This window comes from Paenibacillus nuruki, from assembly GCF_963311185.1.
GTDB lineage: Bacteria > Bacillota > Bacilli > Paenibacillales > Paenibacillaceae > Saccharibacillus > Saccharibacillus nuruki.
In genome coordinates this window covers 316424-329990 of record NZ_OY725677.1, presented here as the reverse complement: position 1 = coordinate 329990, position 13567 = coordinate 316424, and the positions used below count along the sequence as shown (strand labels likewise).

The window sequence follows — 13567 nt, the reverse complement described above, 5'->3', positions numbered from 1 at the left end:
TCCTTTCATATACACTCATGCTCCAACCATTGCTGTAATTCCCACGCATAAGTGCCTAACCCTTGATGCTCTACATAATAAAGTAAATCTCCAAATGGATTCATATCAATAATATACGGATGTCCACCACTACTAGGAACCAACACATCTATACCTGCGCAGAATGAATTTGGAAAACAATGCAAACCTGCTGAAGCAATCTGTTGAATCTGCAATACTTGCTCAGCAGATAGATGAGATTGATCGACCAATAAGCGCTCATTACGCAAATGTAAATTCGTGATTGGCGTGTGACTTAACCGCATCACAGCATGACCTGATTCATAGCGGCAGACCAACTGACGAATATCATAAGCTTTGTTTTGCCAGCTGTCTTTGCTAATCCATCGTTCCACATGCATACCTTCTCGCCCTAACCAATCGATGATCTGCACAATTGTAGCTGAATCTGTATAACGACGTAATGTACCTGAATTATAATAAAAAGGTTCATGGCCACTATGATCAATCCCTATAGTGGTCGTTGCAATCTCTGCACCTGTGCGCGGATTATATTGATAAGCAATAACGCCTGAAGCCGCCGATCCACAGAATAACTTGATAAACACGCGATGAATTCGATGTTGCTCCATCGATTGTCGCAACTGTTCATAATTACTCTGTTGCCCTAACAGATCAGGCACAAGTGGCGGAACTGCTACACCTGCTGCATGTAACCATTGATGACAACGCCTTTTATCGAACATTACCGCAATATCAGCAGGATCATTCATCCACTGAGCTTGCGGTAACAGTATAGAAACTTCACGCTGAAGCCAAGATAATAACCGACAATACCCGCGAAACCACTGAGCAGGATACCAGATACGTCCATGTTGAGGCTGTAAACGGCGAGCTTCTGTTGCTGAAATCAAATGCCCTACCGTATATGCATCTAAAGGGACTAAACGATCATCTATATCCCCTTCTGCATCTGATGCACCTAAAGCAATCAATTCACGTTCCACTGCAAAATGATCACCCGGTGCATCCAGACGCAATAATAACGGCACTTGATGTGAAATAGATGATGCTACCTCAATAGGATGAGACTGATGAGACTGTCTCTGAAATACCGCTTGCAATAGATCATCCAGAGATTCTCCAGCACGAATCGTATGCAGTATACGAATATAAGGAACAACCAATGCAGAAGAGAGATGATGATGCGCTCTTGCTTGTTGCCAGCCAGCTGTCCGCTTATTATCCGGATTACCAAATAAAATACAAGCAGACACAGAAGCTAGCCATTGTTGATAGGAAGATGATGGAGATCTATTCATATATCATTCATTACTCCGTCAGTGCAGGATAACGCCATTCGTACTCGCCATCTTCGTCTACTTCTTGTTGGTCACCTGTATCCACAGATAAGCCTGTATCTTTCCAACGCTTAATCATCGTATCCGACATATAATGATAATTTAAATTCAAATGTTTAAGCTTTTTGACCGCATCACTATTAATAAGGGCTTCTGCCCCTTTATCAGATAGTGTTCCATTCGATAAGTCGAGCGTATCGAGTTGCTCAAGTACAGGCGCATTTGCGGCTGCGATAGCGATCTCATCTTGAATTTCACTATCGGTTAGACCTAAATATTTTAATTTAGGAAAAGGATTCTGATTCAAAAATGGCAAAATATCTTCGATCGAACCATCAAATCCATAATCTTCTACGCCTAAATATAAAGTAAGTGTTGTTAATTCAGGCAAATGCGCATTATAAATCTCATTCAAAACTGATTTGGGCAAGCCTCCGCAAATAATAGTTAATGTATGTAATTTATCATGATGTAAAGGTTCTAACGATAAGCCTGTACTTCCTTGAATCGTAAACGATTCAATCTGTGGATAAGCAGCAAGTAAAGGACCAAGATTGGTCTGATTGATCCAAGACACTTCACATTCTTCTGATGACATATCGCCAATATATAGACTTTTTAAGTTCGGTAATAGGGGACTCGCTTCAATCAGAGCTGGAATAGCATCATCCATTGTATCTTCATAAGCTGCACCCCAATCCCCAATAATCAGACTGGTAATTCCCCGACAAGGCTCTGGATCACTCACCAGTCCTGTGATCAAATCTTTTAAGCGTACCCCTTTTTCATTCTGATCATAATCAACTGAGAATTTCACTTCCATACATAAACCCTCCTCGAACTAGATTTCTTTTATTTTATAACACAGATAATACTACAATCAAAGTAGGATATATATACATTTAATATAAAAATAGCTTAACCCGTCTCATACAGGTTAAGCTATTTTTGATTTAAGTATTCAGATTCAATTGATCGACTAATTTACGCAAAGCTTCACCACGATGGCTAATCGCTTGCTTTTCTTCGATCGTTATATCTGCCATCGTTTTGTTATGTGTTGGCAAATAAAATAATGGATCATAACCAAAGCCTGCATTTCCAGAAGGTTGAGAAGTAATCCAACCATCCACCGAACCTTCTGTGGTTATAGCTAACCCTGTCGCTGGATCGTACAATACCAGACAACATACAAAACGTGCTGTACTCAGCAAGGTCTGATCGGTATCTTCACCCATCTGCAATCGCTCTAGTGCATCTAGCAACTTGGCATTATTATCTGCATCTGTAGCCGATTCGCCTGCATAACGAGCCGAATAGACACCCGGTGCTCCATCCAAGCGATCCACACATAGACCTGAATCATCAGCAAGTACAGGAATACCTAGAGCATCACCAACTGTTTTGGCTTTTTTCAGTGCATTCTCTGCAAATGTTGCTCCATCTTCGACCACTTCAGGCAGATCAGGATAATCAAACATACTGCGTACTTCTTTACCCAAAGAAGCTAGAGCATGTGTAAACTCTCTAACTTTCCCTTTATTCTGAGTAGCAACAACGACAATAGAGCTACTCATCATATTCATACTTGTGTACCTGCTTGACCCGAATTAATTTTCAAAGCGATCGGTCCTAGAATTTCTTTTTGCATAGCAATCATTTTCTCAATACCTTCACTACCCAGTGCAAGCAATTGATCCAATTCGTCACGTGAAAATGGACGTTCTTCACCTGTACCTTGAACTTCTACAAATTGTCCTCCACCGGTCATCACAACATTCATATCGACTTTGGCTTTGGAATCTTCTTCATAGTTCAGATCCAGTAACGCACGATCTCCTACAACACCTACACTTACAGAAGCTAAATAATCTGTAATAGGGAATTTAGTAAATTTATTTTGAGCTGATAATTTGTTCATGGCAATCGCTAAAGCGACAAAAGAACCTGTGATTGAAGTGGTACGTGTACCTCCATCCGCTTGAATCACATCACAATCGACTGTGATTGTACGTTCTCCAAGAGCTTGTAGATCAATCACAGAACGAAGAGCACGTCCAATCAGACGTTGAATCTCCATCGTACGTCCGCCTAATTTACCTTTAGCGGCTTCACGTTGGTTACGGGTGTGTGTAGCACGGGGTAACATAGAGTATTCTGCGGTTACCCAACCTTTACCCTGACCTTTCATAAAGTGCGGTACACGTTCTTCCACAGATGCCGTACATAATACTTTGGTATCGCCTACTTCAATATATACAGAACCCTCTGCATATTTGTTCACGTTCGGTGTTATCGTTAACGGGCGTAATTCGTTGGCTTGTCGTCCGTCTGTTCTCATAAATGGTTGCCTCCTGCGTCATATTCACCTTCTTATTCTAACAAACCTAACTTGTAAAAGCATCCTTATCTGACGATTGATTCTAACGTTGATGAGGAACCGTGAGATTTTCACAAAAAATAAGGTTAATACTACATAACGTTATCTATGAAAGAGGTGTCTACTCATGGAATCCAAACCAAGCAAAGTTCCTTATAATCTAAGTAGTCTAAATGTAGAACAAGCCACGAGAGAATGGTTGCTTAAACGTGGGGTAACGATTTTGGAAATAGCTGATATTGTGATGTTTCTACAAAAAAGTTATTATCCTTCACTTACGATTGAAGAGTGTGTAGAAAGCGTAGAAAAAGTACTGCTCAAACGCGAAGTACAGAATGCTGTCTTAACGGGTATTCAACTGGATATTCTTGCAGAAGAAGGAAAGCTTATCTCACCTTTACAAGAAATGATCGAAAATGATGAAGGTCTGTATGGTGTCGATGAAATTTTGGCATTTGCGATTGTAAATGTATACGGAAGTATCGGCTTCACCAATTACGGTTATGTGGATAAATTAAAACCGGGCGTTCTCGCACGATTAAATGATAAAAGTATCGGACCAATCCATACGTTTTTTGATGATATTGTAGGTGCGATTGCAGCAGCGGCAAGTAGCCGGATTGCGCATGGTAAATATAAAGAACAAGATCCCGCTGTTGATACGACCGATACTGAACTGCCTGAAGATGATGAACCGAAGCAACCAATGTAAATCCAACAAAAAAACTCTGACTCCCTGGTATGTTAAAAGGGGATCAGAGTTTTTGCTTAGGATAATTGTTATACCTATTGGAATACATTTTAGAATCCTTTGGAATGAAATAATGAAGAATCTGGTTTGGATTCTGGTTGTACATTAGATGAGGAGTGATGACCGACTTTGATATCAGGGCTAACCCACCAGTGTTTGCGTTCACGTCGTCTTTTGCTTTCTCCTGACATAAATTGCAATACGAATAGCCAGATTAAACATAACCCTGTAAATACATAAAATAAATGAATCGATATAACACCTGAATCATTGCGAGTCAATAATCCAGATAATAACAACAATTCTAATACGGGATACAATAATACCGAAATAAAACGGTGTGAAGGATGATGATTACGGCGTTGCCAGAGTAGAATAGCCGGAATCACATAAGCCAGAGTGATATAGAAAGCAATCAGCGCACAGCCATTTGCCAAACGCCCTGATGCAGTAGTAAATGGAATAATAGCAGCAGACCATCCTTGATGAATCATTATGTTCACCATACTGGTGAGTCCTTGAATAATACCTACACCAAGTCCCATATAGACCATCGTATTACGGCAACGATACCAGACAGAACGGTACTTTTCTTGTATCATAGACATATTACTAAATATTCCGATGACTGCACCAATAAGCAGTAATAAATAAGCAAGGAATCGCAATCCTTCGACTGTGATATCCAATATCGTTCCATTTGTGCTGAACATGTTAGATGCCCCTTTCACGTTTCGGGGTGTTGACTAGACTTATTGTAAAAGAATTAGCTTAATTTTGGATGAAAATGGACTTAATCTTAGTTAAAACTAATAATGATAGGTTGCGGAGGTTGATCTGATGTCACAAGAAGTGAGTCGAGTACACAAAATTCCTTTTCGTAAAATATGTGGGCTGTTGCATATCAGGCAAAAAATTGTGAATGTCTATCCTGATTATGCTAACAAAATGGTGGTTGTGGAAACAGAGCGTAATGCTCGTAGTACAGAAACAGTTATCGAATACAAAAATAGTTATCTTGATATTCGCAAGATGTCAGCTTCCGAGTACAATCAGATGCCACATGAGCCGAATGTAACCGATAAGCTCAAAGCATTATTCGATGAAAATGAACGTGATGTGCTTCTTCGCAGTCTGCAACACACGATTCATCAATCGGAAAGACAGTTAGAACAAGTTCAATCTGCTCAAAATAAAGCACACTCTGAAGAAACATTACAGATTGCCCGGCGTGCAATTGCTAAACTAACCGGCGATCTCACTGAATAATAGTCTACTACCCGTTAGCTAAATATAAAGTTATCTAAATACAAATATTTTGAATAAGATATACATTCCATAATAAAAAGCATGATAGAGACTGTAATCAGCCTATATCATGCTTTTTTAGTTATGGATGAGAGTTGATAATCTAACTCTATTCATGAGCTGTATAGATCCAAATTCCATCTTGCTGATATTTATGAGCACGCTCACGGCGAATTAATTCTTCTAGATGTGCCAGTGTCTCTGACATCGCAAATCGTAATTGATGTAAAGTGAGCTTACTATTAAATATAGACATACATACATCGTATCCATTTAAAGGTTGTATACGAATACGTTCTGTCATAGCATCCAATCGCTGTTCATGATGATCCAGTAATTTGACCGTTCGCTCTCTAAATCCTGTAAAAGGACGACGATGTCCTGGATATGCCCACTCTACTTCATATTCACCCAGTATACGCAATCCATCTAGATAAGATTGTAGTGGTTCAGGGTCACTATTTGGAATCAAACTAATATTAGGCGAAATCTGAGGTAATACAGCATCACCACAGATCATTAATTTCCAATCCGCTTGATAAAAAGAAAGATGCCCTGCCGCATGGCCGGAAGTCTGAATCGGTATCCACCAATGACCGGATATCTTAAAAGGTTGTTCTGGCGCAATTATGGATACTTGAGGTTGTGGCAATACCTGCGCAACAAAACTTTGTAAATGTTCTGGCAGCTGTTCTGTAATTTCGTTCGGCATGCCATTAACAGTGTAAAAATCAATAAGATCATGTGCTGCTGTATTGCCTTCTCCCCATGATAATCGTGCTTCTGCGAGTGAACGTGCTGACATATATACAGGTGCATCACTTTGTGCTTGTAACCAGCCAGCCAGACCATAATGATCTGGATGATGATGAGTTAAAATAATAGATTCCAATTGGGCAACGTCTAATTCTAGTGTTCCCCATACTTTTTGCCATGCGGCTTCATTTTCTTCGCTACGAGGTCCTGGATCTATAACACTCCATGTACGATCGCCAACGATAATATAACTGTTTACCCAGCGCAGTGGATAAGACATAGCTATTTTCACCTGAATAATCCCGTGTTCAAACATTGTGATTTCTGGTAATTCCATAATGTATGTATCCTCCGTCAATCCGTCTATATTTCTATTATAAACGATCCAAACACAAAAAACTCTCCTGATTGCACCTCTATAGCCTGAGGTGTTCAGAAGAGCTTATTTTTGAATCGGTCATTCATTGCTCAATAACTTTCTTCCCATGGGTTGAACATTTCATGCTTGAAGTACGTGCTGTCTGCTGCTTTTTCGTTCCAATCCCACAATTTTTGGCTTGCTTTTTCGATCTCATCATTTTTGATTTGACGAATTTCATCAAGAATAGTAAATGATTTGCCTGATTCTTTTTGGTGTTCCCAGATTACGAACATAATGCTATCTAAATTATCACCATAACCTACAACATTCACTTGGTTAGCGTGATCGTTTAATCCCACATTTAGAAAATCATTAGTTACGATATATTTGTCATTAGCTACGTGGTAAATTGCTGCCCATTGTTCCATTTCATTAGCATTGTTTTTAATTTCGCTATTTTCTACAAATCGGAACCATCCACCAGAAGTTGCTTTAGCTTTTTCCATAATTTTTACGTTGGATAATTTAGTATAATTCATAGGTTGAATCCCCCTTAGATTTTAGGTAATATTGGAGTCTTTCATGCGACTTTGTGCCTGTTATATAGTTTATCGGTAAATTTTGCATAATATTTATAGCACTTTCCTCTCATTCGTTCTTTTTCGACATTTTTATATTCCTATATATAGGTATAGGAATAGGAATAGCATGTCTATAGAACCATAAATCAATAGGAGTAAGTAGGTATTATTACTCATCAGTAACTTTTATAATGAGGCTGATAAGTACTGTTGTATATATTGTAACCACAGTGTATCAAACAAATCTGAAAAGGAATATTTAGTTATTGACCAAGCCTTATTCTGTTTCAAAGGTGTTCTACTTATATATACGTAAAAAACAAAGAAAACGATTAGTATTTTATCAAAAAACATTCAAATTTTACCACTTTTTTTATATTAAAAATGTAAAGAAAATATAATAAAAAAAGCTTTTACCCCTATAAAAAGGATAAAAGCTTTTTGGATAGACTATGCAGCTCATAGGTTTAATGAATGTGTTACTTAAAAACCGCCACCTGTTGCAAAAATATAAAGTATTAAAAAGATATTTAAAGCAACAATAATGACTGTAGCGATCCATGCCAAAATTTTGACCCATGCTGGATTTACAAATGAACCCATCTTCGCCCGGTCGCTTGTAAAGCGTACCAATGGAATAATTGCAAATGGTAATTGGAGACTCAGTACTACCTGACTCCATAATAGCAATTCTCCTGTTCCTTTAGCACCTGCAATCCATGTCACAATAAAAGCAGGAATAACGGCTAATAAACGAGTAATGATTCGGCGTAACACTGGCGAGATACGTAAGTTGATAAATCCTTCCATTACTATCTGCCCTGCAAGTGTACCTGTAATCGTAGAATTCTGCCCTGAAGCCAGTAAAGCTACTGCAAATAATGTACTGGCAATTCCTACTCCTAGTGTTGGACTAAGTAAGGCATACGCATCTTCGATCCCACTTACATTCAATCCTGTTCCAAAAAAAGCAGAAGCTCCCAAGATAAGAATCGCCGAGTTGATTAGAAAAGCGACCGATAATGAAAGAATCGAATCGATATTCGCAAATTTCACAGCTTCTTTACGACCTTTTTCGGTTCGCTTGTATTGACGTGTCTGTACAATCGATGAATGTAGATATAGATTATGTGGCATCACTGTTGCACCCAAAATCCCCAAAGCGACAAATAACATCGCTGGATTCGTAACAATCTCGAACTTCGGTACATATCCACCTAATAGTGCATGAATTTCCGGCTTAGAAATAATCACTTCAAACACAAAGATACAGAAAATCGTTGCCATCAATACGATAATAATGGATTCGATAATCCGAAATCCTTTTTCTGCAATAGTAATAGAAGTAAAACGTCAAATGTAGTGATGACAATACCCCATAATAGTGGAATACCAAATAATAAATTCAGTGCTATTGCGGAACCGATAACTTCAGCTAGATCGGTAGCAATAATCGCAAGCTCTGTCAGTATCCAGAGAAACACAGCTGTTCTTTTGTTAGTCGTATCACGGGTAGCCTGTGCCAAATCTCGACCTGTTACTATTCCTAATTTGGCAGACAGACTTTGTAATAACATAGCAATGAGATTAGAAATCAGTACTACTGATAATAGGGCGTAACCAAAGCGTGCTCCTCCTGCTATTGAAGTTGCCCAGTTCCCCGGGTCCATATATCCAACAGCAACCAATGCTCCCGGACCGGAAAAAGCGAAGAATTTGCGCCAGAATCCAGCATTTTCAGGAATCTTAACGGTATTATTGACTTCTTCCATACTGATACTTGAACTGGAATGTAACCAGTTTGATTTTTTGACATCTATCTTTGCATTTAATTCTGTGTTGGAATCCATTCTTCATCTCTCTCCTTTCTCTCTATCCTTCTATATATTTGACTGATTTGATTTAGAATATAAGCGCAACAGCCTATCTATCTTTATATCAATAGCAACATAATACATTGACCATATTTTGCACTAGGGAAACATATTTGTCAACAGCTAATTTTTATGGCTAATGACAATATAAAAGGCATCGCTTTGCCATGTTCATATTATAAAATATGTATATGATCTATTACACATTACCCATTAATCTTATCGTTATGATGTTGCTACAAAAATTATTTTTATATTCTCATGCCCTCTATACGGTATCTACGATTTTAAAAGAGGGTTTGAACATCAATCGATTTGATTTGTGGTTAAAATTTTCGCAATTGGAGCAAAACGTAGTAAAATAGAAACATACGCTTTTTGATGATAGAAATGATCTATCAGATTTAAGCAATGATCTCTATTTCCCAAGGAGGATTATATAATGACGAATTATGCTACATATTTTCAAGAAAACCGTGAACACCATTTAAATGAGTTAAATGAATGGTTATCGATTCCAAGTATTTCTGCTATTTCAGAGCATAAGCCTGATATGCAACGTGCGGCTGAATGGTTAGCTGCAACATTGAAAAAAGCAGGTTTAGAACATGTAGAGATTCATCCAACAGCAGGTCATCCGATTGTTACTGCTGATTACCTTCATGCCCCTGGCAAACCAACGGTATTGGTCTATGGTCATTATGATGTACAACCTGTTGATCCATTACACTTATGGGAGACACCTCCATTTGAACCTACGATTCGTGGCGACAAATTATTTGCTCGTGGTGCAACCGATGATAAAGGTCAAATCTTTTTGCATATCAAAGCAGTTGAAGCCATTCTGAAGCAAGAAGGAACCCTTCCGGTTAACGTCAAATTCTGTATCGAAGGCGAAGAAGAAATTTCAAGCGCAAATCTACCTGGCTTTTTGGAAAGCAATAAAGAAATGTTATCTGCGGATGCGGTATTAATCTCAGATACGTCTTTGATCGAAAAAGGTAAACCAGCGATCTGCACTGGATTACGTGGACTATGTTCACTTGAATTTACAATTCATACTGCCAATACAGATCTACACTCTGGTAGCTTCGGTGGTGGTGTTCCAAATGCTCTTCATTCGATTGTAGAACTGTTGAACTCTTTGCATGACAAACAAGGTCGTGTGCTGGTGGATGGATTCTATGAAGGCGTATTGCCTTTGTCTGATGAGATGCGTAATGAATTTATCAAACAAGCTTTTGATGAGAAGAAATTACAACAATCTTTAGCTCTTGAATCTCTTCATGGAGAAGAAGGCTATTCGTTTGTAGAGCGTGTTGGTGCTCGTCCGACACTTGAAATTAATGGATTGTATGGTGGTTTCCAAGGCGAAGGTAGCAAAACCGTTATTCCTAAAGAAGCAAGTGCCAAAATCACTTGTCGTCTAGTGGCTAATCAAGATCCAGCTTATGTATTGGATCAAATTATCAAGCACTTGGAAGCCAATGTACCAACAGGTGCAACGATTGATATCAAACCGGGTGAAAAAGCACGTGCATTCAATATCGATCCTTCTAGCGAATTGTTGCAAAAAGCAGCTGATGCATTCAAAACGGTCTATGGAACACGTGCCTTATTTACCAAAGATGGCGGTTCCATTCCAATCGTTGAAGCTTTCTCTCGTCTGATTGCTCCTACAGTAGTATTGATGGGCTTCGGTCTGCCTGATGAGAACCTTCATGCACCGAATGAGCATTTCAACTTGGAGAACTTTGATAAAGGCTTGCTTACCATTGTAGAATATCTAAACCAAATCTAAATGGATAGCTACATTTAATACTGAATTGTCTTTCTTTCTATAATTAGATGATTATTTCTCAAACAAAACAGACTGCTTTCTAGATACCTGTATGTCGGTATGATAGAAAACAGTCTGTTTTTAATTATGATGAAGTTTCTTTTTCAAGCATACCTATTCATCTATCTATTCATTATTCATGTGTGAAGTGGTCGTTACTGCTTGGGTAGCTCGCCATGTCTTTATAGCATGATGCAATCGCTCCATCGCTTTTTCTAATAAAGAACGTGAACAAGCGATATTCATACGCATATATCCTTGACCTGTTATCCCAAATGCATTGCCATCATTCAGCGCAATTTTGGCATGATCCAGTAGGAAAGAAACTAAATCCAATTGTTCCATTCGCAGCTTACTACAATCGATCCATAGCAAATACGTAGCTTCTGGTAGACGTACCGATAATTCCGGTATATGCGTAGCGATATATTGCTGTACATATTCCATATTTCGATAAGTATAGACTTTGCACTGCTCTAACCACTCTTCGCAATACGTATAAGCGGCTTGGGTGGCTACAGCACCAAATGTATTAATTTGTCCCACACCGAATTGATTGATTTTTAACGCAAATGCATTCCGTAATTGTTCATTCGGGATAATAATATTAGATGTATTCATACCGGCGATATTAAATGTTTTGCTTGGTGCTGTACAAATAATACTACGGTTCATCGCAGATTCAGACAGACTGGCATACGGAATATGAGCATGAGGTGCATAAACAAGATCGCCATGAATTTCATCGGACACGACAATAATATTCCACTTCGCACATAAATGTTCTAACTGTTCTAACTCTGTACGCGTCCACACTCGCCCTATCGGATTATGTGGATTACACAAAATCAACATTTTCACCTGTTCGTCCAGCACAGTCTCTAACTGTTCAAGATCCATACGATAATCTCCATACTGATCTTGCATAAGGGGATTTTCGACCAATTCTCGTCCATGCCCTTTGACTACATTATAGAAGGGAGGATACACCGGTGTCTGAATAATCACTTTATCTCCAGGCTCCGTATAGGTTTGCACCGCAAAGTTCAAGGCAGATACAACACCAGGTGTGAAAACAATCCAGTCGTTTTCTATCGTCCATTGATGCTTACGCTCCATCCAATTTACAATAGATTGATGATACTCATCGGTACGAAATGTGTATCCAAGTACGCCATGTTCAATCCGTTGACGTATAGCCTCCTGTACAGGCAAAGGTGCCGCAAAATCCATATCTGCTATCCACAAAGGAATAATATCTTCTTTGCCAAAATGCTTATGCAGTGCATCCCATTTCTCTGAACCAGTCCCTATGCGCTCAGGTGTATGATCAAATGTTGAAGTATAATCCATACAAGTCCCTCCATATCCATCTATCCAAATATTCTATCTATTCATTGTCTTTATCCCAGAATGAATTTAAGATATATTCATCATATCAGGTTTTGGAGGGTGTTCAAGTTATAATACTAATTCAAGCAATTCATCGACACTTTCCAGATAGTAGTCTGCATCTGAACTACGCAATGTTTCACCTACAGCAGCCACATTCATTTTACCTGCAATCGCCGCCTCCACACCTGCTAACGCATCTTCTACAACCAGACATTCTTCCGGTACGATATCCAGACGAGTTGCCGCTAGCAAAAAGACTTCAGGATCAGGCTTACTGCGAGTAATATCGTTACCATCTGCTATGGCATCGAACTCTTTATCCAGACCAATCTGCTTCAGAATAGTCGGTGTGTTTTTGCTCGAAGAACCAATCGCGATTTTGATATTATTTTGTTTCAATGTTTTTAACGTATATTCTACTCCCGGTAAAAGATCACTTGGGCTTAAATGTTGCAATGATTGACGATAGTACTCATTCTTTTTCTCTGCCAATTGCAATTTCTCTTCATCCGAGTATGTTTTGGTCGCACGTTGCAAAATAATATCCAGACTCTCCATCCGGCTTACTCCGCGCAACTGATGATTGATCGTTTCATTAAAAGGAATGCCTTCTTCTTCACTGATTTTACTCCATGCCTCAAAATGATACTGATCTGTCGATACAATCACGCCATCAAGATCAAAAATAACTGCTTTAATTGTCATTATTACTTCCTCCTCGGGTATGTTCAATGATTTGTAGTGATGGGTTAACAAATTAAGTATGTTCTTTATTAAACAAGAAACAAGGATACTAGACAGAGAACGCTAAATTATATTTGCAAATGAAGTTGAAAAATAGGTACTTTAGTGTGAAGTGAATCGCAGATATGTGAGGCTGGTAAAGGTCATTCCGCTACCCAAACGGATCATTCTTCTGATCGCTGTTAAGAATAGATATCTTTGAAATCTGCTGTCGCA

The 13567-nt window shown here is 38.8% G+C and carries 12 protein-coding genes and 1 pseudogene; 3 read left to right on the top strand and 10 right to left on the bottom strand.

Annotation, left to right across the window (positions count from 1 at the left end; genetic code table 11):
• Positions 1–5: 5 nt before the first annotated feature.
• The 4 genes from RCP16_RS01640 to rph form a co-directional block, all read right to left on the bottom strand.
• Positions 6–1322, bottom strand: coding sequence for an STM4014 family protein (locus RCP16_RS01640; protein ID WP_308641506.1), 1317 nt, complete (start codon positions 1320–1322; stop codon positions 6–8).
• Positions 1323–1332: 10 nt separating this feature from the next.
• The gene (locus tag RCP16_RS01635; RefSeq protein ID WP_069325545.1) at positions 1333–2184 is read right to left on the bottom strand and encodes an STM4015 family protein; all 852 of its coding nucleotides are present in this window, start codon (positions 2182–2184) and stop codon (positions 1333–1335) included.
• A gap of 130 nt (positions 2185–2314) precedes the next feature.
• Positions 2315–2941, bottom strand: coding sequence for an XTP/dITP diphosphatase (locus RCP16_RS01630; protein WP_137223829.1), 627 nt, complete (start codon positions 2939–2941; stop codon positions 2315–2317).
• A gap of 2 nt (positions 2942–2943) precedes the next feature.
• Entirely contained in the window at positions 2944–3702 is a 759-nt protein-coding gene (gene rph / locus RCP16_RS01625; RefSeq protein ID WP_069325547.1) for a ribonuclease PH, read from the bottom strand.
• 166 nt (positions 3703–3868) lie between these two features.
• On the opposite strand from rph, the gene RCP16_RS01620 reads away from it, so the two are divergent.
• Positions 3869–4453, top strand: coding sequence for a phosphatidylglycerophosphatase A family protein (locus RCP16_RS01620; protein WP_137223601.1), 585 nt, complete (start codon positions 3869–3871; stop codon positions 4451–4453).
• An 89-nt stretch (positions 4454–4542) separates the two neighbouring features.
• Here the strand turns inward: RCP16_RS01620 and RCP16_RS01615 are convergent, their stop codons facing one another.
• Positions 4543–5205 carry a hypothetical protein gene (locus RCP16_RS01615; protein ID WP_308641505.1) on the bottom strand — a complete coding sequence of 221 codons (663 nt, stop codon included), beginning with the start codon at positions 5203–5205 and terminating at the stop codon, positions 4543–4545.
• Positions 5206–5332: 127 nt separating this feature from the next.
• Here RCP16_RS01615 and RCP16_RS01610 point away from each other — a divergent pair, with 127 nt between their 5' ends.
• Positions 5333–5761 (top strand): hypothetical protein, encoded by a 429-nt coding sequence (locus tag RCP16_RS01610; protein ID WP_137223605.1) that lies wholly within the window; start codon positions 5333–5335, stop codon positions 5759–5761.
• Positions 5762–5909: 148 nt separating this feature from the next.
• On the opposite strand, the gene RCP16_RS01605 is transcribed toward RCP16_RS01610, so the two are convergent.
• The 3 genes and pseudogenes from RCP16_RS01605 to RCP16_RS01595 all read right to left on the bottom strand — a co-directional run bounded on the left by RCP16_RS01605 (position 5910) and on the right by RCP16_RS01595 (position 9348).
• A complete protein-coding gene (locus RCP16_RS01605) occupies positions 5910–6893 on the bottom strand; it encodes an MBL fold metallo-hydrolase (protein WP_308641504.1) in 984 nt (327 codons plus the stop codon).
• Positions 6894–7024: 131 nt separating this feature from the next.
• Complete coding sequence (locus RCP16_RS01600) at positions 7025–7456, bottom strand: hypothetical protein (protein WP_069325552.1); 432 nt, start codon at positions 7454–7456, stop codon at positions 7025–7027.
• Positions 7457–7981: 525 nt separating this feature from the next.
• A pseudogene (locus tag RCP16_RS01595) lies at positions 7982–9348 on the bottom strand (Nramp family divalent metal transporter).
• Positions 9349–9814: 466 nt separating this feature from the next.
• Here RCP16_RS01595 and RCP16_RS01590 point away from each other — a divergent pair.
• Positions 9815–11173, top strand: coding sequence for a dipeptidase (locus RCP16_RS01590; protein WP_069325554.1), 1359 nt, complete (start codon positions 9815–9817; stop codon positions 11171–11173).
• 165 nt (positions 11174–11338) lie between these two features.
• Here the strand turns inward: RCP16_RS01590 and RCP16_RS01585 are convergent, their stop codons facing one another.
• Both RCP16_RS01585 and pgmB read right to left on the bottom strand, forming a co-directional pair.
• Positions 11339–12565 carry a MalY/PatB family protein gene (locus RCP16_RS01585; protein ID WP_308641503.1) on the bottom strand — a complete coding sequence of 409 codons (1227 nt, stop codon included), beginning with the start codon at positions 12563–12565 and terminating at the stop codon, positions 11339–11341.
• Between the two features lie 108 nt (positions 12566–12673).
• Positions 12674–13312 carry a beta-phosphoglucomutase gene (pgmB, locus tag RCP16_RS01580; RefSeq protein WP_308641502.1) on the bottom strand — a complete coding sequence of 213 codons (639 nt, stop codon included), beginning with the start codon at positions 13310–13312 and terminating at the stop codon, positions 12674–12676.
• Between the last annotated feature and the right edge of the window lie 255 nt (positions 13313–13567).